The sequence below is a fragment of the Bacteroidia bacterium genome (genome assembly GCA_027493955.1).
In the GTDB taxonomy this organism is placed as follows: Bacteria; Bacteroidota; Ignavibacteria; order SZUA-365; family SZUA-365; genus JAOSJT01.
This window is the reverse complement of sequence record JAOSJT010000001.1, coordinates 5137251-5159424: the sequence shown is the minus strand read 5'-3', so window position 1 is coordinate 5159424 and position 22174 is coordinate 5137251. Positions and strand designations below refer to the sequence as shown.

At 59.5% G+C, this 22174-nt stretch carries 12 protein-coding genes; 7 read left to right on the top strand and 5 right to left on the bottom strand.

The features are described from left to right. Nucleotides 1-162: 162 nt before the first annotated feature. The 3 genes from M5R41_19495 to M5R41_19485 all read left to right on the top strand — a co-directional run bounded on the left by M5R41_19495 (nt 163) and on the right by M5R41_19485 (nt 7255). The gene (locus tag M5R41_19495; GenBank protein MCZ7558578.1) at nt 163-720 is read left to right on the top strand and encodes a DUF4136 domain-containing protein; all 558 of its coding nucleotides are present in this window, start codon (nt 163-165) and stop codon (nt 718-720) included. A 188-nt stretch (nt 721-908) separates the two neighbouring features. Next, nucleotides 909-2882 carry an AMP-binding protein gene (locus M5R41_19490; GenBank protein MCZ7558577.1) on the top strand — a complete coding sequence of 658 codons (1974 nt, stop codon included), beginning with the start codon at nt 909-911 and terminating at the stop codon, nt 2880-2882. 269 nt (nt 2883-3151) lie between these two features. Next, complete coding sequence (locus tag M5R41_19485) at nt 3152-7255, top strand: HYR domain-containing protein (GenBank protein ID MCZ7558576.1); 4104 nt, start codon at nt 3152-3154, stop codon at nt 7253-7255. Between the two features lie 187 nt (nt 7256-7442). Here M5R41_19485 and M5R41_19480 read toward each other — a convergent pair whose 3' ends face one another. The 5 genes from M5R41_19480 to M5R41_19460 all read right to left on the bottom strand — a co-directional run bounded on the left by M5R41_19480 (nt 7443) and on the right by M5R41_19460 (nt 15597). Then, nucleotides 7443-7985 carry a T9SS type A sorting domain-containing protein gene (locus M5R41_19480; protein MCZ7558575.1) on the bottom strand — a complete coding sequence of 181 codons (543 nt, stop codon included), beginning with the start codon at nt 7983-7985 and terminating at the stop codon, nt 7443-7445. A 12-nt stretch (nt 7986-7997) separates the two neighbouring features. Next, on the bottom strand, nt 7998-10538 hold the full coding sequence (locus M5R41_19475) for a hypothetical protein (GenBank protein ID MCZ7558574.1): 2541 nt from the start codon (nt 10536-10538) through the stop codon (nt 7998-8000). Between the two features lie 307 nt (nt 10539-10845). Beyond that, a complete protein-coding gene (locus M5R41_19470) occupies nt 10846-12750 on the bottom strand; it encodes a hypothetical protein (GenBank protein MCZ7558573.1) in 1905 nt (634 codons plus the stop codon). 4 nt (nt 12751-12754) lie between these two features. Further along, complete coding sequence (locus tag M5R41_19465) at nt 12755-14680, bottom strand: hypothetical protein (GenBank protein MCZ7558572.1); 1926 nt, start codon at nt 14678-14680, stop codon at nt 12755-12757. A gap of 65 nt (nt 14681-14745) precedes the next feature. Further along, the gene (locus M5R41_19460; protein ID MCZ7558571.1) at nt 14746-15597 is read right to left on the bottom strand and encodes a hypothetical protein; all 852 of its coding nucleotides are present in this window, start codon (nt 15595-15597) and stop codon (nt 14746-14748) included. A 418-nt stretch (nt 15598-16015) separates the two neighbouring features. Between M5R41_19460 and M5R41_19455 the strand changes: the two genes are divergently transcribed. From M5R41_19455 to M5R41_19440, 4 genes are all read left to right on the top strand, one after another. Next, a complete protein-coding gene (locus M5R41_19455) occupies nt 16016-17674 on the top strand; it encodes a CotH kinase family protein (protein ID MCZ7558570.1) in 1659 nt (552 codons plus the stop codon). A 287-nt stretch (nt 17675-17961) separates the two neighbouring features. Beyond that, nucleotides 17962-18924: a formylglycine-generating enzyme family protein gene (locus M5R41_19450; GenBank protein MCZ7558569.1), complete on the top strand. Its 963-nt coding sequence runs from the start codon at nt 17962-17964 to the stop codon at nt 18922-18924. 27 nt (nt 18925-18951) lie between these two features. Continuing rightward, the gene (locus tag M5R41_19445; GenBank protein ID MCZ7558568.1) at nt 18952-20508 is read left to right on the top strand and encodes a CotH kinase family protein; all 1557 of its coding nucleotides are present in this window, start codon (nt 18952-18954) and stop codon (nt 20506-20508) included. A 60-nt stretch (nt 20509-20568) separates the two neighbouring features. Continuing rightward, the gene (locus M5R41_19440; protein MCZ7558567.1) at nt 20569-22152 is read left to right on the top strand and encodes an aryl-sulfate sulfotransferase; all 1584 of its coding nucleotides are present in this window, start codon (nt 20569-20571) and stop codon (nt 22150-22152) included. The last annotated feature ends 22 nt before the right edge of the window (nt 22153-22174 follow it).

The following is a 22174-nucleotide window of genomic DNA, read 5'->3' as shown; positions in this document are numbered from 1 at the left end:
TCTCACCTTCTGCCTGTACTTCCTTCTCGGCGTTCTACCGGAGAACGCTGAGGCGAGAATGCGCCTGTTCGGGAGACGCAGGGTTGAGGACTTGCCTGAAACCCACCGGACTGCGTAATTTTTTCCGACATGTCTTGTTCAACAAATCTGGAGATCGCAATCATGGCAACACTACGAGGCCTTCTGCTCGCAGCGCTTGTCTTTTCCTTCATCGCATGTTCCGGCACGGCTCCGCGTCCCGTGATCACGGACAAGAATTCGGACGCGGATTTTCGTATGTATAAAACTTATCGCTGGTTCGACGGACCCTACTTCGAAGGCAACCATGCCACGGCACAGGAAGCCCTCTATCACGCGCTGCGTGATTCGGTCAACGTCATGCTCGGTGCTGCCGGACTGGTATGGAAACAATTCGAACCCGTGGAAATGACCGTGCATATGCATGCGGGGATGAACACACCTCCGCCTATCGAGCAATGGACGGCATACAACTGGTACAAACCGTGGTGGGGCGCCTTTGCGCCGCTGACCCCTGTGTCCATGTATGATCCCGGGACATTGGTTGTTGATGTCATTGACGCGAAGCGTGCCGAGCTTCTCTGGCGCGCCCTGATACCGGACTGTTTTGCTTCCGACGGCAACGTGACAGATATGGCGCACTTCGGAAGAAATCTGCGCGAAGCCTTCGTCGCCTTCCCGATACGGCGACCCGCATCATAGCGCTCCGCGGTCCGGACACCGATCGGCCGACGGAAGTGACAATACCCGCGGCGCGACCGGCTCGACGCAGCGGCCGTATGCCTGCACTGCACGGGGCCCCGGCGCCCCGTGCATATTCATACATCACCGACGGCGTGTGGCGGCACACCGCTATCCTTCACTTCACAGCAAACGAAAGGACGTCCCAGATGGCAGAGTCATTCCAATTCGGTGGGGATATCGTGTGGCGCCCGACCTACGACGACATCGCAGGCAGCACGGTGCACGCCTTCATGCAGGAAGAGGGCGTCGCCGATTTCCAGGAGTTGCTCAAGCGTTCGACCGACGACGTTGCATGGTTCACGGATGCGGTGCTCCGTTTTCTGGACATACGCTTCAACCGGCCATATACCTCGGTGCTCGACCTGCGTGACGGCATCGCCTTCCCGCGCTGGTGCGTTGACGGGAAATTGAACATCACCGAGAGCTGTCTCGACCGCTGGGCGGCGGATCCCCGCATGCGCGACACGACGGCACTCCTCTGGGAGGGCGAAGAAGGCGCGGTGGTGTCGATGACGTATGGTCAGCTGCTGTCGGAGGTGAACCGCTGTGCCAACGCTTTGCGAGAACTGGGTATAGGTCGCGGCGATGCGGTCGGGTTGTTCATGCCGATGACCCCCGAGATCGCCGTTGCCTTCTTTGCCATTGCGCGCATCGGCGGCATCATCCTTCCGCTGTTCTCGGGCTTCGGAGAACATGCCGTCGCCTCCCGCCTGAACGACGCCGGCGCGAAAGCGCTGTTCACCGCCGATGGTTCCCTGCGAAGAGGCGCCGTGGTGGACATGAAGAGCATCGCCGATCTGGCGGCCGCGGAAGTACCCGACTTGCGGCATATGATCGTCCTACGGCGCACCGGACATGACATTGCGATGGTGGAAGGACGGGATCACTGGTGGCACGAACTCATCCCGAAGCAGTCCGATTACGCCGGAAGTGCAATCATGGACGCCGAGGATGTGCTCATGATCATCTACACCTCGGGTACGACGGGCAAACCCAAGGGCGCCGTGCACACGCACTGCGGCTTTCCCGTCAAAGCGGCGCAGGACATGGCCTTCGGGACGGATGTGCAGCGCGGCGACCTGATTTACTGGATGACGGACATGGGATGGATGATGGGGCCATGGTTGTTGTTCGGCGCCACCATACTCGGCGGCACGTTTTTCCTCTTCGACGGCGCACCGGATTACCCTGCGCCTGACCGCCTCTGGGCCCTCGTGGAGCGGCATGGCATTCAGGTGCTGGGTGTGTCTCCGACACTGATCCGCGCCTTGATGAAATTTGGCCTCGACCCTGTCCGCGCGCATGATATCGCTTCAGTCCGCTGCTTCGCCTCGACCAGCGAGCCGTGGAACCCCGATCCCTGGTTGTGGCTGTTCCGTGATGTGGGTGAGGAGCGCAGACCGATCATCAATTATTCCGGCGGCACCGAAATCAGCGGCGGCATCGTCATGGGCTCGCCGCTGCTGCCGCTGAAGCCCACGGCCTTCTCCGCTCCCTGCCCGGGCATCGCGGCGGACGTCGTGGACGAGCACGGGAACCCGATTCGCAACGCCGTGGGAGAACTGGTTATCCGCGCCCCATGGATAGGCATGACCCGCGGTTTTTGGCGGGATCGGCAGCGCTATCTCGACACCTATTGGTCGCGTTGGGAAAACGTCTGGGTGCATGGAGATTTTGCGGCTGTGGACGACGACGGTCTCTGGTACATACTCGGGCGCTCGGACGACACAATCAAGATAGCCGGCAAGCGTGTCGGACCCGCCGAGATCGAATCCGTGCTCGTCGCACATGCGGCGGTGAACGAAGCCGCCGCGATCGGCATTCCGCACGACGTGAAAGGCAACGAAATCATTTGCGTGTGCGTGCTGAATCCGGGATATGCTATGACCGACGGCCTGCTGCGCGAGTTGCACGACGCTCTTGTGCATGATATGGGGAAAGCGCTGGCCCCGAAACACATCGTCACCGTCCCCGACCTTCCGAAAACCCGAAACGGCAAGGTGATGCGCCGCATGGTGCGCAGCGCCTGGCTCGGACTGGATCCCGGCGACACGAGCAGTCTCGTAAATCCCGAGACCATCCCGGCAATCGCTGCATACGCGGACGACATGAAGGCATAAGCTCTTCACATGGGTGCAGGCATGTTTTGTGCAGACATAGAGGTGCGCACGTAATATCCTTGCTGCTCGCGCGGAGCGGGCGCGTGTGCGGAGTGGGCGCCACAAAATTATGCCGGAGTTGCTTTTTTCCCTGCCGTACTCCATCTTACTGCATACTCGACTACTTGCGAAACAGCTTCCAGTAAAAACATACCACACCCGGACGGTGATCCGCAGACGGATGGGACACGACGACGGGTGTGTTTCCTCAAACCAGCCAGAGGTATCACATGAATTCTCGATTCGGAGGATTTTTCCTGAGCATTCTGCTTCTGCTCCTGCTTACCGCGGGGAGCGTTGTCGCGCAGAGAGAAGACCGCGGCAAGACTCCGCCACGCTTCAACCGCGCCGCAATTGAAAAACGCGCTGCAGAATTGCGTATACCCATCCACATGAACAACGAAACGACAAAGGCGACACTGGTCGGCTTCAAGGCGAACGGTGCCCCTCTGTACTATACGACAACGAATTCCGTGTCCGCCGCGTCCATTTCCACCGACAAGCTGTATCCCGGAGGTACGGCCGGGCTGTCCCTGACCGGAGCCGGCGTTCTTCTCGGCGAATGGGACGGTGGCGGTGTACTCACGACCCATCAGGAGCTGACGGGCCGCGTGACGCAGATGGATACGCCGGCCTCGTTGAGCGATCATGCGACACACGTTGCCGGAACGCTCGTCGCCTCCGGCGTGGACGCTGCCGCCCGCGGTATGGCCTACGCGGCAACGCTGCACGCCTATGACTGGGACGACGATACGACGGAGATGAAAACCGCAGCCGGCAACGGTCTTCTGGTTTCCAACCATTCGTATGGCTTCATCACCGGCTGGTATTTCTTTTCCGGCAGTTGGTATTGGTTCGGGGATGTCAACATCAGCACCACAGAGGATGCTAATTTCGGCTACTATTCCGAAGGCACCTGGAGCTGGGATAACATCGCAAAAACCTATCCCAATTATCTCATCGTCAAATCGGCCGGCAACGACCGTATGCAGGGACCGGCACCGGGCACCGGACACTATTACTGGGACACCGGAACGAACAGCTGGGTGTGGTCCACGGCGACGCGCAACCTCGACGGCGGCCCGCTCGGCTACGACTGCCTCACCGACAGAGGAAATGCAAAGAACATCCTCACCATCGGTGCCGTCAACGATATCCCCGGTGCGTACGTCAATCCCGCAAGTGTGGTGATGTCCTCGTTCAGCGCCTGGGGACCGACGGATGACGGACGCATCAAGCCGGATATCGTGACGAACGGTGTCGGGCTCTATTCTTCTTTCATTCCGAACAACAACAGCTATGGAATATTCAGCGGCACCTCCATGGCCAGTCCGAGCGCGGCGGGTTCCATCGGTTTGTTGCTCGAGCATCAGGAAGACCTGCACCCGAGTGTGACCTTGAAGTCTTCCACCATGAAAGCCCTGGTGATTCACACCGCCGATGAGGCCGGGTCGACTACCGGACCGGATTACGCCTTTGGCTGGGGATTGATGAACACCACGAAGGCAGCACAGGTCATGACCGCCGATGCGGCACCGGGCAGCCCCGGGCACATCCACGAACACATTCTGGCCAACAGCACGACGTACACCAGAACCGTCGAAAGCGACGGTTCACCGCTGCGTATCACCGCCGCATGGACGGATCCGGCAGTGCAGCCGCTCGCCGCCGCACTCAATAACCGGACTCCGCGACTGGTCAACGATCTCGACGTGCGAGTCATCGGACCCGGCCCCGTCACCTATTTCCCCTACCGCCTCGATCCGGACAATCCCGCAAATGCCGCCACCACGGGCGACAATATTCGCGACAACGTCGAGATGATTCACATCCCCGCGCCGACCAACGGTGCACAATATATCGTGCAGGTGACGCACAAGGGGACGCTTGTGGGTGGATCGCAGCTGGCCTCGATCATCGTCACTGGCAACGTTCCGCTTGCCAATTCGCTGCCCACGGCTGATGCGGGCACCGATCAGACCATCAATTGCGTGCCGTCCACGGGCATCAACGTCACGCTGAACGGCAGCGGCTCCAGCGATCCGGACAATGACCCGCTCACGTACACCTGGAGCATCGGCGCCACCGTCATCGCCGGACCGACCACGAGTTCCTCTTCTGTCGTCCTCCTGCAGCCCGGTGTCCATGTCGTCACCCTCACGGTAGACGACGGAGTAAGCGGCACCGACACGGACAACGTCACCATCACGCTGATTCCTGACGTTACGCCGCCTACCATCACGGCTCCCCTTGACGTCGTACTGCCGAACGATCCAGGCCTTTGTTCGCGTGCCCTCGCGAATGTGACGTTGGGCACTCCGACAACCGCAGACAATTGTGCGGTGACATCGGTCACCAATAATGCGCCGGCCACCTTCCCGGTTGGCACGACGATTGTCGTCTGGACGGCGATGGATGCGGCGGGCAACAGCGCCACCGCGAATCAGCGTGTCACGATTCAGGACACGCAGAATCCGACCATCACCGCGCCTGCAAACGTCACACAGCCCAACGATCTCAACATTTGCGGACGGAGCCGTACCAACACCGTTCTCGGTACCCCGACGACGGCTGACAATTGCGGCGTGGCAAGCGTCATCAATAATGCGCCTTCGACCTTCCCGGTGGGCGCCACCACGGTTACATGGACGGTCACTGACGTTAATGGCAATTCCGCCACCGCCACGCAGACTGTCACCATTCAGGACACTCAGCAGCCGAATATCACCGCTCCTGCGGCGCTCGTGCTGAGCAATGATCCCGGACTGTGCGGAAAAAATCGCAGCAGTTTCTCGCTGGGTACTCCGACCGTGTCCGACAATTGTCCCGGCGTCACATACAGCAACAACGCCCCGACGTTCTTCCCGCGCGGCCTGACGGTCGTAACCTGGACGGCGCTGGATGCATACGGGAATACCCGTACGGCAACACAAAACGTGACCATCAACGACACGCAGCCGCCGACCATTTCCACGCTCGCTCCGGTGACGGCGAACAATGATCCCAACATCTGCGGTCGCGCCCGCGCGAACACGGCTCTTGGCCTGCCTTCGGCGTCGGACAACTGCGTCACCGTCACCATCACCAATAACGCGCCTGTGACTTTCCCCGTCGGCATCACCACCGTCACCTGGACGGCTACCGACGGTTCGGGCAACACCGCGACTTCAACGCAGCTCGTCACCATCATTGACGCTCAGCCGCCGACCATTACCGCGCCCGCGGCTGTCAATCTCACGAACGATCCCGGCCAGTGCGGTCGTGCAAAGACCAACGTCGCCATGGGTAATCCGGTGACCTCGGACAATTGCGCTGTGACCTCCGTAACCAACAACGCGCCGAATTTCTTCCCTGTCGGCACGACTGTTGTAACCTGGACCGCTTCTGATGCCCGCGGCAACACCGCGACAGCGACACAGAACATCGTCATTCGCGACACCGAGAAACCGACGATTTTTGCGCCTCCGGCTGTCACCGTGGATGCCAACGCGACGCTCTGCGGACGCAGTTCGGCTTTCTCCCTCGGCACGGCAACCGCGTCTGACAATTGCGTCATCGTAACCATCACCAACAACGCGCCGTCGTTCTATCCCGTCGGCGTCACGACTGTGACCTGGACAGCTACCGATCAGTACGGCAATTTCAACACTGCCACACAGCAGGTAACGGTCCGCGACGTCACACCGCCGGTTATCACACCGGTGCTCTTCCCGCAGTATCTCTTCCCGGTGGATCGCACAATGCGCACCATCATGGCGAGTGTCAACCTCAACGACAACTGCCCGGGTAGTTCCTTCGTGCTCAGCTCGGTCACGAGCAACGAGCCCGATGCGGGTACGGGCCCCGGAGACCTGCCCGGTGACATCGCCGCCGCCATCGGTCAACCCGCGACGCAGTTCGCGCTGCGCGCGGAACGCGCACCTATGGGCTTCGGACGCACCTACACCGTGCGTTACACCGCGAAGGACGCGAGCAACAACTCCTCCATCGCCACGCGCTACGTGTATGTGGCATGGAATTTCCTGAAAGAAGACGAGGTGGTGTTCTCCGACGAAGCGGTGATTCCCGAATCGCCGACTCTCGAACAGAACTATCCCAACCCGTTCTCGGGCAACACCAGTCTGGTGTTCCGTCTTCCCGAGGAGCAGTCCATCACACTGACGGTGTATGACGCTCTCGGCCGCGAGGTCGCGCGTCTCGCCGACGGCTTCTTCAATCCCGGCTCACACGCCGTGATCTTCGAGGCCAACGATCTGCCCGACGGCGTGTATTACGCACGACTGGTCTACGGAACGCAGATGCTGCAAACGAAGATGCTGCTGGTTCGCAACTGATCCGCAGCCTTCGAATCGAAGGAAAACTTGACCCAAAGGAAACGGCAGCCGCGAGGCTGCCGTTTCTGATTTGATGAATGTGTCTGTTCAGATGGATGCGTGGATCGCCATGCGCTTCGCAGCTGCGGCCATGCCTCCGGATTCCGGATAGAGCACAATCGGCGACCTCGTATTCACACCGAATGCCTCATTCCACGATAAAGCGGTCAAGCACAACCGACCCGGCCGTAGTCAGACGAAGGAAATACAGACCCGGTGAGAGTTGCCCCGATGGAATCCTGATGGTGTAGCGCCCGGCATCCCGGAACGAGCGATCGAGCATGGACAGCTCGCGTCCCAGCATATCGTGCAGGGTAACGCGAACGACACCGGCACCCGGTACTGCGAAATGGACCAGAGCTTCGCCGTGCGTCGGATTCGGATAGATCGCCTCTATCGACGGCGCTTCCGGTCGCGGACCTTCGATGCGCTCAACATTGACGACAACCCGATCCGGTGTATACCAGAAGCCGAAAAATCCCGCGTGCGTATTATCGCGCGCTGTGCCGATGATGGGCTGGCCCAGCGTGGCCGACATCGAGAAGCCCCCGCCTGAAGCGGAAACAGCTCCCTGCGCCATCACGCTGCGTTGGAGCACAAGCTGAGCCGTGGCAGCTCCGCAAAGCGGCACCACCGCGCCGATCAGGGCGAAGGTGAGCATGAGCTTCGTTGTTCTGATGAGAGTAATCATGATGCGTTCCTCTCAGCGCCTCTCTGAGCCGGTGTCGTCTTTGCCGCGACGTTCCGCTTCCGTGGCGAGCCGTTCACGTATCCGTTCGTTTTCCTCGTAACCGATGCCGCGGGATTCCGGTTGATCCCAAGCTTCGGGATGGAGATACGAGCCGCGCTCAGAGGCCGGTTTATCCATGACGGGAATCAGAGGATTCTTCCTGGCCCAGGCATCCTGACGGACCCCGGAGAGCTGCCAGGAAACTTCGAGACCGGGAGTACCCCCGGCGATACGGAAGCGGTTGTTCCGGACCTTTTCGGCGATATACACCTGTGCCCAGCCGCCAATGCAGGTGAGCTGATAGCGAATATCGGTGTTGATATCCTCGAAGTATTCCGGCAATTGCACCGTTGCTTCCCCCTGGGCGTCGAGCATCACGTTGCCGGAATACAACGTCAGCATCTCCTCACCCTCGATGGCCACGTGTTTGAGATATTGCTCCGTCGGATTACGGGGATGGTCGATGAGGAAGGACTTGCTGGCTCCGACGATGGAGCCCGTCACGTCGAGATTCCCCTGAACACGAACGTTACCGACGAAGGAGCCCGCGTGGGTGCTTGTCACGAGACTGGCCAGCGTGCTTGTTCCGGTACGCGCGGCACGTACCCCGGCATCACTGACGCCGAGCAGACCAGCGTATGCGCCGAAACGGCCGTATGCTCCGTACGGTCCTCCGATATATCCCCAAGATCCGGAACCATCGTTTTCACCATACACGGCGGCTTTGACATCCGTTTTCGCTCTGCCGTATATGGCATCGGAGGAATTGGAATAACCATACACACCATTGCTCGACATACTGCTGCCGGCCACACCGTATACCGTGTGCGCCCGGCCCTGAACACCGGCACTGAGAATGAGCGGCGGATTCGTGCCGGATCCCGGGACGGTACCCTCGACGCCGACTTCCCCGTATCCGAGCACGCCGACTTTCCCGCTCGGCGAACCGGCTGTCCACGGCACTGCACCGACTACCCCGCGATCAGCGCCCTGCCCATACACTCCGCATGGCGTCCCTATCAATTCCGCGGCGGAACCCTGCAAACCAAATACGCCCTTGTTCGCGGTAGACTGGCCGTACACACCTGATTTTTCTGTGCCGAGCCGGCCATTCGACTGTGCCTGATTATTATGACCGTACACACCGAAGCCTGTAAGGACGGATGTGGATCCGTACACACCAGCCTTGCCGCTTGCAAGCGTGATTCCGAACACGCCATCGCTCTGCGTACTCGTACCGCTGATCGCCCGTCCACCGACAGAGCTGCCGGACACTCCGAAGCCATCCTGACTGCTTGCCATTATCGCGGTGCCATCGGTTGTCGTACAGGAAATTCCCGCTTTCTTGCCGGAGGATATCCCCCGATACTGCCACTCGCTGGTCGCGAGATCGACCATGGTGCCGCCGGACAGATTCCGGACGCCGATAGCGGGTCCGCTTCCCTGATTCTCAAGAAAAAACGCAATCGTGGGATCCGCCAGATTTCCGTTCCATGCGAAGGGTATCGTCAGGCCCCCGCCGCCGCCACCCGCGGAAGTCCACTGTAATCCGCTGCTGTACCAGGTGAGCATCTTTCCATCCGACCCTGCGGGGGCCGCAATCTTTTCCTTTGTCACGGAACCGTCGGCGAGTTTTGCGCTGGTGATTCCGGCATCCGCAACCTGTATTCCGACGTCACCCGTGTTTCCTCCGCCTGACAAGCCCTGTCCGGCAATGATCCCGGTAATGCCACCCGAAGGCGACTGCCAGCTCATACTGCTCCCATTGTATCCCAATACGGTCCCCGGCATGGGTGTATTGCCCGTTGCGAGTTTGTCGGGAGTCACTCCACCGCTGCGCAGCGCGATTGTCACATCACCCGCAGTACCGCCGCCTTCGAGCCCTTCGCCCGCATTCACGGCGGTGATGTCGCCGCCGCCGCCACCCGGGGTCGCGGATATCTGAATGGCGTTGCCGGTGGTGGAGATGTTGACATTGCTTCCCGCCGTAAGCGTAACGGCATCGTGCAAGCCGTTCAGACTTTTCACCACCTCGCCGCTTTTCAGTTTATCGGCGCCAATGGAAGCGGCTTTGAGCTGCGGATCGGGGTAGGTACCGCTCAGGTCGCCTCCCGCCGGTATCCCGTTGATACTCAACGCCCTGAAGGCGTATGGTGCGACGGCAAGAGCGGTTCGCGGTGTGAGTTCCACTCCCTGCACCTTGATGCCGAGCCAATACTGCCTGTCAAAAGGCAGCGTGAGCGGATTAACCTTGCCGATGAGCACATTGAACACACCGCTCACCGTGTTGACTGTCTGCTGTTCCGTCCAGAGATGCGACTGCGCCGTCAGTGCGTCGTACAGCGACAACTGCAGCTGATGACTTCCGTCCGCCACAGCGCCGCCGGACACGTCGGTCAGCACGCCCTGAAAACTGATGACTCTGTCCTGCGCACTGAGGTCGGTCGTGACGAGCAGCAGGATTGATGCGACCAGCGCAAGGCCTGCGCAGGTTCTTTGAAAGGTTCGTAGCATGGGATTCCTCCGAATAGGTGCTGGATCGGTTGACTGAGGTACATGCGCCGGGTACAGCAACGCACATGCTATTCGCCGGAATTTTCACTCCGGATAATAGACTCACGAGTTCGGATAATGAGATAAATGTAGGCGTACGAAGGATACAATGCAAGTATTTCGGACATTTGGCGTCCCTTTTTGTCGTACTCCGGGCGACGTCAGTCTCTGCGGAGTGCTTCCCTTCTTTTCTTCTCCTCCGATAAAAAAAGATGGTCGCACCAATCAGCGGACGGTGCGGACGCATGATCGGCGACTGTACGGAGTCCTACCTCCCTCCGCGAATCTCCACGGCCACGGTAAATTTTCGTTTCAGCGGGTCATTGACCGGACCCCGTGTGCTGCCGGTCTTGCCGTAGCCGATGTTCCCGCCGTCCGCTTCCAGACGCAGACGGCCCATACTGCGCAGCAGGGTATAGCGCGGGGAGCGGCGTTCCATTTCCCTGTCTATCATTTCCCTGGCAAAATACGCGCGCAAGTGCGACAATTTGGCGTTGCCTTCCTCGCCCTGCATCACCGCGCCGGGACGAATCAGCGAGCTCACCGTGCGGACTTCGATGTTTTCGTCATACCGGCCCCATGCGAGGCCACGGGGATCCACATAGCCAAGCACACGAATCACGAGGGTATCGGCGCCGGTGTAGCAACTATCCATCATGGGGACCAGCATGCGCTCAATGGATTCGTAGAGTTGGCCGAACCATGCATCCACGCGCTCCGCGGCCCAGTCGTACTCGTAATCCGATGTGTCCACGAATTTTGCGTTCGGCAGGTCCCCAATGCTGGTGAGCCGGTCGCGGAGGCGCCCGAGTTCCGCGGTGGTATTCGGATACCAGTATCCGGTAACGAAAAACGGGATCGAATCGCTGACGACGTGGAACTCCGGCAGTGCGAGCCGACGCAGATCGAGCTGCATGAACACGGTGTCCGAAAACGCTTCCGGGACCGGCGTCGTAAACGCTATACCTTCAGACGAGACATAGCAGCTTCGCGCTCCGGGACGCAGCAGATAGCGCTTCCCGGCCTTGAGACAGACCGTACTTGCATAGACTCCCCGGTCATCGGTGCGTCCCGCTTCGACGAGCGCATTGCTTTCCGCGTCCAGCACCTCCATCGCAACGCTGACCGCCGGATGGGTGAAAGCGCTGCCGACAGGATCCGCATCCAGCAGGCGTACATCGGCGACAAGCGCGAGGCAGTACGGCATTTCCGCGCCCCAGATGTCGTAGCCGCCCGCGCCTCCGGTACGATTCGATGCGAACAGCAACTGCTTTCGATCAGGTGTGATAAAAGGGAAAAGGTCGTCCGCCTCGGAATTTACGGGTTCGGGCAAGCGCTCCGGCTGCTCCCATATTCCGTTGCGCTGCCGTGTACGGACAATGTCGTAGCCCGCGTCGCTCCAACGCGAGGTGGCGAAATACAGAGAGCCATCGCCGCCGAAAAACGGCGACACTTCCGCGGCGTCTGAATTGACCGGCTGCGGCAGCAGTTCGGGACGCGACCATGCGCCTCCTTCACGCACGGACATCCACAAATGCGGCGACCGGCTGCCGGAATCACTCACGGTGGGTTGCGATCCGATACGCTCGCTCGAAAACACGAGTAAGGACCCGTCGGGACTGACCGCCGGATGCGCGTCCCACCAGGGCGAATTGACGTTCTCCAGCCGGGTAAAGCCGGATGTGACACCAGGGAATGGCACGGTGTAAATATCTGCTCCCCCTTCGCCGAGCTGCACATACGTGCCGCTGACGTACATCACCTCGCGCCCCGCATCAACGGTCACCGCGCCGGTGTTCACCTTGTCGAGCACCCCTGCGTGGTACAGCTCCGGCGCATTCCACATGGCCGTATTGTTCAGTTGCAGCTCCGGCGTATCCACGTCGCGCACCGCGTGATACACCGCCTCGCCATACAGGAATTGCGGCGAGAGCTTGCGCGCACCCGCGTCGCGACGTCTGCTCGACGTAAAGAGCACGGTTCTGCCATCCTCCAGCAGCAGCGGCGCGAATTCATCCTCGGCCGTGTTCAGGACGCCGCAGTTGTACACGCTCGTTCTCGAAACCGTGCCCGCGGTGACGGGCCCCGGAGTCTGATGCACCGAGGCAGCGCAGCCAGCGAGTAGCATGGCAAGGACGAGAAACAGAGAATATCTCCATTGCGGACGGCGCATCGCATCACTCCTTGATCATCGGGAAGAGAACGTCGAGACACAGTTTGAATTTCCCGTCCGGATCCACGCTCAGTTCGCGAACGCGCACACAGGCGTAATACACAACCCCGCCCCGCTCGATGCGCACAGAGTACACGCTGCGGAATGCGAGAACGGCTGAACGCCCCGTGTTGAAACTACCGGAAGTGATGCTCTCGTATTCCGCGCGCGTCCAGCCGTTGAGTCCGGCGGACATGTCCGCGAAGTTGAACTGCGCTTCGCTCACGCCGCTCTTGATGAACTTCCAGCCGCTGCGCAACAGCACGTCCGCATCCACTCCGGGACGCACGGAAAGTACGACGAGATCGGTAATCTGCTGCGTGATAGCCTGCGGGTCGAAGCGGTCCTCCCCCTTCCCTTCAATGGGTGTGAAATTGTAGCCGAAGTTCTCATTCTGATCCCATTGATAAATGCAGCGGGAGAACTGCGCGGGCAAGGTATCCACGATGACCCGGACATCCACAGTTTTCAATGGTCCGCAATTGCTGATGTCCAGACGGAGATCGTGATCGATGTCCGCGGGACGGCCATGTCCCTGCGGCCAGACGACACCGTCCTCAGCGTCGAAGCGCACGGTAAAGCAGCCGCTTTCACCGGGCTCGATGGTCAGTGTGCGGGGTGTGACGCTAAAGCCCGGACGGTCGGGAGCGGAGAGGTTCAGCGTGACCGAGCCGCACAGTCCCGGATTCTCGAAACATACACGCTCTACGCCGCTCTGATACGCGCGCACCCTGTTCAAAGGAAGCTGATACGTGTCGGTGCCTGTCTGAACGAGATTGTCCGCAATGATGCGGCAGGCGGGGCCACAGCCCTGTCCGCGAAGAATGACCATGGTGGTGCAGCGTTTTTGCTCGGCCGGAATGAAATGCTCCACGAATACCGTATCGCTGTAGCGCAGCGTGTCCGGCGGAACAAAGGACAAGTGCAGGCGGGATGCGTCGCCGGGACCAAGCTGCACATTGTCCACGGGAGACACACCGAATATGGTCGGCTTGGACGCTCCTTTGACGAGATTGTCAATCCGTAAAAAATTGCAGAGATTCGGCGGCAACTCGACGGAGCGCGTTCCCCGCTGCGTGGTGGGTTTCGCCTGCACCACCCCGAAATCCACGACGATCACCGTATCGGGACAGTCGCAGATATTGCAATTCACCGCATCCACCTCCACGGTGATGCGCACGGTGGCTGTGGCCTGATTGGGGCCCGTGCCGTTCAGCACGACATTCCATCGTTTGAGTCCGCTGTCCAGCGGTGATGCGACGGCACGGAAGGTGAATTGCCCGCGCGCGGGTATCGTGAAGGGGAAACCCGGGATCTGCCTGCCGGAGGCCTCGAGCAGCCGGTACTGCATGTCCGCGCCGCTCGGGTCGCCGGAAAACGTGAACGTGAGCGGTACGTCACAACCGGAGATGAAGCGTACCTCGACGGAATCGGTAAAACGCTCCCCCGTCTTCAGAGGCGCACAAATGTTGCTGATGCGCAGGGTGTGCGACACGTCCCCACCGCACGGCACATCCTCGAACAACAGACGGACGACGATCACCGTGTCGCGGCACAGAAGATTCGCGTCCACAGCGACGCGTCCCAAGCGGTCGTCGCCTGCCAGTATGCGGAAGCCCTTGCCGGTGGTCGGGATGTCCACGGCGAAGCGCACAGTGCCATCGCGGTCCGTGAGCGCGCTGTTGACCGGATCACTGCCCGTTTCGGCTTCCGGCAGCGGGTACAAGGCGACGGGTACGCTCTCCACGCCGCTTCCGTCGGCATTCTGCACATGCACGGTCACAGAGCGCAACGTCGACGGCGGGGTCTCCGACGGCGATTGACAGGCCGCTGCGGCCATCACCGCAAGTATGGCCATGTACAGGCACAGGCGACAGAGTGCTGATCTCATGGGTTTCCTTTCGCCTTCGACTTTTCCGTCACGACACTGTTCCACTGTTCATCGTTCTCCATCCGTTACAACGTCACGCCCACGCGCAGCAGTACACCGTGGCTTTCATTGAAGTACACCGCTTCGAGAAGCGGATCCTGATCCGAGCAGTCGCAGGGCACCTTTGTCGGCAGTTGCAAGTAGCGATACCCGATATCCGCGGAGAGATCCAGCCACGGCGCCACCGGCAGGTCAACGCCGATGCCGATGCCGAGGATTTTCGGAGCGGGCGAAAACGTATTATTCACCTCGAAACCGACATCGGATTGATCGTCGAACACCGTGCCCAATTGCGCATAGAGAAAGGGCGCGAAACACTTCGCAGACAATTGCCAGCGTGCGTGCAGGAACACAGGGATGCGCGCGATATCCCGCGCGCGGAAATACGATACGCCGAGTCCGACGCCGAGAGGATGCGCGCGCCAGCCGATAGCGATTTCGGGGCCGAACGTCCATTGTTCCAGACCGATGGCATTCACGGATTCGTCCGCTCCCGTGGCCATCACCCAGCCACGCAGCTCGGCGAAATACCATTGCAATTCGCGCTGTCTGTCGTCGCAGGGATACACGATGTCAATGGGATGATAGCGCGGGGGGAATAGCGTCCGCGCATGCGTCTCAATCACCAGAATCTCGGAAGGAAGCTTCGTCACGATCGCGCCGTCGCGCCGTTTGATGATGTAGCGCTCGTATTCGCCCTTCTCCTTTTCATGCGTCACTTCCACGTCCCGCAGCACACTTCCGTCCCTGAGCCGCACCACTTTGTCGTACCACGGTTGTGTGGACGCATCATCTCCTGATTGCGCGTGCAACACCGGTGAGAGGAATAAGAAGAATAGACTCGCGCTTACGATAGCTTTCATCGTCCACCATGCCATGCAATGTTCAAACCTACTGAGATTGTTTCTCGATGTCAAGCTGCCTGACGGAGACGACGAACACACCGCAGTGGCGAGGAGGTGCAGCGCAGGCTGTCCGTCAGCTTCTGCGCTCCCTTTTTCATGGACAAGGAGAATCCTGTCAGGTGTACACCTCTGTCTGCCACGAAGGAGAGGTACATTCAAGATTTTTTTAACCTGTGTGTAACTTTTACCGTCTTCATGTGTTATTCCACTGTGTGGGCTGCGTTGCAGCAATGCCACATGCCACTCGCGAAGCGGGCGGTGAGCGCACACAGAGCCGAAATCGGGTGGATTAGTACTTCCGCTTCGGCAGCCGGGAGAGCAGACCTGCTTCGCTTGGGGTCCCTCCCGCGGTCATCACACCAATCCTTGTCTGATAGCGTCGCAAAAGAGCATGAACAATTCTCTTATCCCGGCCGGGAGAGCGTGCATTACGTTTTTCCTCGCCATCATCACCGGCAGCGTCGAAGGAGCTTACGCGCAGGACACGGTGTTGACCTCTTCGAATCTTCCCATCATCATTATCCAGACGGACGGACAACCCATTCCGGATGAGCCGAAGGTGGCAGCGTCCATGCGCGTCTTACGACGCCATGAAGGAAGAAACACGATCTGCGATACTCCGTCGGACTTTGACGGGAGGATCGGCATCGAACTGCGCGGAAACAGTTCGTTGCAGTATGAACAGAAACAGTATCTGATCGAAACGCGGGACACACTCAATCAGGAGTGCAACGTCTCACTCTGCGAGTTCCCTCAGGAGCACGATTGGATTCTCTATGCGCCCTATGTGGACAAATCACTGATACGCAATGTGCTTGTCTATCAGATCGCGAGAGATATGGGGTGGTACGCGAGCCGTACCCGCTTCTGCGAGTTGGTGCTCAACGACCGTTATCAGGGTGTGTACGTACTGCTTGAGCGGATAAAACGCGATAAGAACCGCGTGGACATTGCGAAACTCGACTCCTCGGTCGAATCCGGAAGCGCTCTGACAGGAGGGTACATCATCGCGATTGATGGAAACGGGAAAGATTCCCAGCTCGGTTTCCCGGGGGCCTATGACTCCTCGGGTTACTATGTGTACTGGCATATCTACCCCACGTCGAACAACATCAACCTGTATCAACGTTGGTACATCCAGGACTACATCAAAGCGTTCGAAGACATGATGCGATCATCCTCGTTCGCCGATTGCCATACCGGCTATCCCGCCTGGCTCAACGTACCCTCTTTCGTGGATTACATACTCATCAATGAAGTCGCCAATAATGTTGACGGCTTTGTTGCGAGTCTCTACCTCCATAAGAACAGAGATTCCAAGGATGGACGGCTTGTCGCCGGTCCGGTGTGGGATTTCAACATCGCTTTCGGAAACGCAAATTATGCGGATGCCGAGCTCGTATCCGGATGGCGTTCCCATTACGGCAGGGTACCATTCTGGTGGAGAAGACTGTTGCAGGATTCGGTGTTTGTCGACGCGCTCGTTGCACGCTGGCGCACACTGCGCAACTCCATACTCTCGTCACTGGTCACAGACCGGCGTATTGATTCTCTCACCGCGTTGCTTGGTGAGGCGCAGCAACGGCATTTTCAACGCTGGGCCTTGCTGGGTCAGGCGATATGGCCGAATTATTTTGTCGGGAACACCTGGGAGGAGGAAATCTCCTACCTCCGGAATTGGATCTCGAGCCGAATGTCGTGGATGGATACGCATATCGCATCCATCGCTCTGCCCGACGACGCTCCCACAAACGATATCCCTCCATCAGAGGCGACACCAACAGCGTTCTCCCTCACTGTGCATCCGCAACCTTCCGTTGACGTGACGCACATCGACGTGCAGTCACCCGGTCCTGCAGCCGCCGAAGTACGCATACGCGACATCCTCGGCCGCGAAGTGCGGAACAGCACAATCTGGATAGGAGATGACGGTCGCGGCGCCTGCAGCATTGAAACGGCTTCGCTTCCGAGAGGTTGGTACGGCGTCTTCCTCTCTGTGAACGGCGTGCCGCGAGCCGTTGCGACTCTTCTGCTCACTGCAGGCGGATAGTCACATCCGTCCGCAGTGGAAATCATCGGTGACAGGCGACGCGACGACAGCCTCTACCGGATGGTACAGGCTCCGCGCCTCCCTTTGCCGCGTTCAGGCACAAATCGTGGAAGTGATTACATGGAACGGGAATGTGCATTGTGTCACAGAGAATACCGTCGTATTTTCCACAGATATGGACGTGGGGTTTTTCCGGTTTGAAACTTTTCAACGGCAGGGGTTGTCATTCTCCCCGAGCCACACATCGCTCATTCCACATCCTCGCATCACATACCCATGAGTTGATCATGAACCGGATCACACGTATCAGCATGCTCGCCGTATTCGCAATCGCGCTGCTCCTTCCCGCCTGCGATTCCGATGACGGTACCACCACCCCCGATCCACAGCCGAATACGATAGAACGCAGCGGGTCGCTTGTGCGCATCACGGCAAAAGGAAAGAATTTCTCCATGGGCTCCGTCAGCGGAAACGCAGACGAGAGGCCGGTACACACCGTCAGTTTCACCCGCGATTTCTGGATGGACAGCACGGAAGTGACACAGGGCGAATACGAGCGCATCATGAAGGCACGCTATCCGGCGTACCTCACACCGGCATGGAGCGCAGTGTACGGACTCGGCACCGCGTACCCGGCCTATCTGACGGAATGGGGCGATGCGGTGTTGTTCTGCAATGCCCGCAGTCTCGAGGCGGGACTGGATCCGGTCTATACCTATACCGCCATTCTCGGTACGCCGGGCAATGGCTGCACGCTCGAAGGCGTTACCGCCGACCTGAGCCGCAATGGCTTCCGTCTCCCGACCGAGGCGGAATGGGAATACGCCTGCCGCGGAGGCAACGCGTCCGATTTCTCGTGGGGAAGGAATCTCGCATCCTATCCCGCCTCCCCGGCGGACAGCACGGAGTTCGGCTCCTATTCCGTCTGGGCGGGGAATTCCTGGAATCTCAGCTCCGACTCACCTGATTTCGGTACGCGACGCGTCGCGTCGAGAAAGGCCAATGCCTACGGCCTGCACGACATGCACGGCAATCTCTGGGAATGGTGCCACGACTGGTACGACGAAACCTATTATGCAGGGAGTCCGGGGACGGATCCCTCCGGTCCGACGGCAGGCAACTGGCACGCATTGCGTGGGGGCAGCTGGGGTAACGACGCCGCATACCTCCGCGCGTCGAACCGAAGCTTCAGCACGCCGGATTATCTGTTCAATTTCATCGGCTTCCGTACCGTGCGCAACGCGCAGTAAATCCGGCGTACGTAAAACGAGTCATTCATGAAAGCTCTTCTCCACCTTCTTGTCATCGGCCTCACCGCATCCGTTGCCTGCGCGCAGGAAGCGGATTCCTCGGCGATGCTCTTCGACGACACGGTGGTGCACGAATTCAACATTCATTTCTATACGGAGCATTGGCAGGACAGTCTGCTGTACTACTACAATCAGGACGAAGAGTACATCCCCGCCCGAGTGGAGTACCACGGCATGGTGTTCGACAGCGTGGGTGTGCGCTACAAGGGCAACTCGTCGTTCGTGCAGTCGCGCAGCACGCCCAAGAAACCGTTCAAGCTCAAGTTCGACGAATACCGCAGCAAACAGAGCTGCTTCGGCATCACGCGCCTGAATTTCTCCAACGGGGTGAAGGATCCCAGCTTCATGCGCGAGAAACTCGCCTACGACATTCTCCGCACCATTCTCCCCTCGCCCCGCGCCGCTTTCGCGACACTTTCGGTGGATGGCGCCCTGCTTGGTCTGTACACGCAGGTTGAGCAGGTGGACAAGAAATTTCTGTCCCGACATTTCGAGGATAACGACTTCAATCTCTACAAAGCGGCGGATAACGGCGCCACGCTGGAGTACCGCGGCGACGGCGGCGAGCAGTACGAGCGCGAATTCGAACTCAAGACGAATGAAAGCACCAACGACTGGTCGCGCCTTGTGGCCATGATTGACGTCGTCAACCATACCGCCGGCGCGCATTTCGTCGAGCGCGCCGGCGCCCTGCTCGATCTCGGGAACTGCATCCGCATGAACGCCTTCAACATGGCTGCGTCGCATTTCGACAGCTATACCGGATCGGGACGCAACTTCTATCTCTACGACGATGAGAGCACGGGACGCTTCGTGTTCATTCCCTGGGATGCGAACGAAGCCTTCGGCGCGTACAGCAACAACTGGAATGTCATCACGCAAGACATTCTCTCCATTCCCTCTCTCGAAAAACGTCCCGCCTTCGCGCGCATTCTGGAAAACGATTCTCTGCGTTCCGAGTACCTGCGCTACATTCGGGCGCTTGCGCAGGGCCCGCTGTCCCTCGATTCCATGACCACGCGGGTACTGCACTGGAAGACCTTTCTCGATCCTCTGGTACAAGCGGATCCCCACAAACTGTACAGCTATCAGCAGTTCCTGGACAATATAGAAAAAGATGTTGTGGTCGGCATCAACATGACTATTCCGGGACTGCTGCGCTTCGCAAAGCTCCGCAGTGAGCGCGTCATCGCCCAGGCGGACGCGTATCTCGCCGGCGGCTCCGGCGCGGTGCTCCCGAACAATCCGATACTGCTCTTCGACGTCTATCCCAATCCCGCCACGGATGCGGGCATGCTGCGTTTCCAATTACTGTACGGCGGCGCCGTGTCGCTGCTCGCCGTGGACATGGCCGGCAGGATAGTGTTCGACCACGCTCTGGGCTGGTTCACACCCGGATTGCATGAGACCGCTGCTCCCGCTGCTACGCTCCCGTCGGGCAGCTTCATCTGGAAATTACGCGTTTCGGGAGGCGGCGATGCTTCCTTTTTCAGCAGCGGCACCAAGGTGCTCAAACTCCGTTGACATGATCGCACATTTGAACGCAACCCCGCCACAATCACACCGTATCACGAGGATTCGCCGATGAGTACGATTTTCCTCCGTCACATGTCTCGCATCTCGATCTTCACATATATTTCCGTACTTTTTCTTGCAGTCTGCATCCCGGCGCAGGGCCAGATCAGCGCGTGGGAAGGTTACACGCTCTACAATCCGAACAACAGCAGGACGACGTACCTGATCAATATGAAGAATGAGGTCGTGCATACCTGGCAGAACGCGCGCAGCGGCGGCTATTGCGCCTACCTTCTGGAAAACGGCAACCTTTTGCGTCCCGCCACAGTGCCGAACGCGCAATTGCAGGCACCGGCGTACTCCGGACTGATACAGGAAATTACCTGGACTGGCAATGTCGTGTGGGAATTCACCTATTCCAGCGCAACGTATATCGCGCATCACGACATCGAGCCCCTGCCCAACGGCAACATTCTGCTGATCGCGTATGAAGTGAAATCCGCGGCCGAAGCCGTGGCAAAGGGACGCACAACGAACGCGGCGCTGTGGCCGGATCACATCGTGGAAGTCCGTCCCATCCGACCGAGCGGCGGGGAGATCGTGTGGAAATGGCATGCCTGGGACCATCTCGTGCAGGACAGAGATCCCGCCAAACCGAATTACGGAGTGATATCCGAGCATCCCGGCCGTCTGAACGTCAATCTGCCGAGTCTCGGTTTCGGTCCGTCGGCGGCGGATTGGCTGCACGTCAACGGCATCAGCTACAATCCGGATCGGGACGAAATCGTCATCACTTCACATAATCAGAGTGAACTGTGGGTCATTGACCACAGCACGACGACGGAGGAAGCGGCCGGCAACACAGGGGGACGACGCGGCAAGGGCGGCGACATCCTCTACCGCTGGGGCAGGCCCGCGAACTACGGCAGAAGCGGCAGCGCCGTGTTCGATGTGGTGCACTGCCCGTGGTGGGTCCCGAAGGGACTGCCGGGAGAAGGAAACATTCTCGCTTTCAACAACAACGCACGAGCGAGGGCTTCCATCATCACCGAACTGACACCGCCGCGTGATGCGCAGGGGAATTACGTTCTTGAAAGCGGCGCCGCGTTCGGACCCGCCACACCCGCGTGGACGTATTCGAACAGCACCGCGTTTTTCTCCAATCATCTCGGAGGCAATCAGCGCCTGCCCAACGGCAACACGCTGATCTCCGAAGCCACGAAAGGACGCTTCCTGGAAGTGACGCCCTCCGGAGAGGTCGTCTGGTCCTACAACACCGGCCGCGAAACCGCCCGCGTGCTGCGCTATGCACCCGATTATCCCGGCCTCAAGGCGCTGCACACCACGAGCGCGGATGGCGGTGAAACGCAAATCGCTGACTTCAGCATCCGGAATTATCCGAATCCCTTCTCGGGACACACCGTGCTGACCTACACTGTGGCGAAAGCCGGTCCCGTGCGCATCAGCATTCATGACGTCACAGGACGCGAAGTCGCCCGCTTCGACCGCGAAGCGAACGGCCCCGGCACGTGGGAAGCGGCATGGGACGGGACGGATACACAGGGCGCAAAAGTCCCGGGCGGCATGTACCTGTGTCGTCTGTACAGCGCAGCCGGTATGCGCACACACAAACTCGTCGTCATGGGCGAATAAGAGCCGAAGCACCGCGGGCATC

Bases quoted from the DNA above. Each gene is read 5' to 3' on its own strand.
- M5R41_19480 (MCZ7558575.1), bottom strand. From the start codon at position 7,985: ATGATTACTCTCATCAGAACAACGAAGCTCATGCTCACCTTCGCCCTG.
- M5R41_19475 (MCZ7558574.1), bottom strand. From the start codon at position 10,538: ATGCTACGAACCTTTCAAAGAACCTGCGCAGGCCTTGCGCTGGTCGCA.
- M5R41_19495 (MCZ7558578.1), top strand. From the start codon at position 163: ATGGCAACACTACGAGGCCTTCTGCTCGCAGCGCTTGTCTTTTCCTTC.
- M5R41_19455 (MCZ7558570.1), top strand. From the start codon at position 16,016: ATGAACAATTCTCTTATCCCGGCCGGGAGAGCGTGCATTACGTTTTTC.
- M5R41_19460 (MCZ7558571.1), bottom strand. From the start codon at position 15,597: ATGGCATGGTGGACGATGAAAGCTATCGTAAGCGCGAGTCTATTCTTC.
- M5R41_19490 (MCZ7558577.1), top strand. From the start codon at position 909: ATGGCAGAGTCATTCCAATTCGGTGGGGATATCGTGTGGCGCCCGACC.
- M5R41_19440 (MCZ7558567.1), top strand. From the start codon at position 20,569: ATGAGTACGATTTTCCTCCGTCACATGTCTCGCATCTCGATCTTCACA.
- M5R41_19485 (MCZ7558576.1), top strand. From the start codon at position 3,152: ATGAATTCTCGATTCGGAGGATTTTTCCTGAGCATTCTGCTTCTGCTC.
- M5R41_19445 (MCZ7558568.1), top strand. From the start codon at position 18,952: ATGAAAGCTCTTCTCCACCTTCTTGTCATCGGCCTCACCGCATCCGTT.
- M5R41_19470 (MCZ7558573.1), bottom strand. From the start codon at position 12,750: ATGCGCCGTCCGCAATGGAGATATTCTCTGTTTCTCGTCCTTGCCATG.
- M5R41_19465 (MCZ7558572.1), bottom strand. From the start codon at position 14,680: ATGAGATCAGCACTCTGTCGCCTGTGCCTGTACATGGCCATACTTGCG.
- M5R41_19450 (MCZ7558569.1), top strand. From the start codon at position 17,962: ATGAACCGGATCACACGTATCAGCATGCTCGCCGTATTCGCAATCGCG.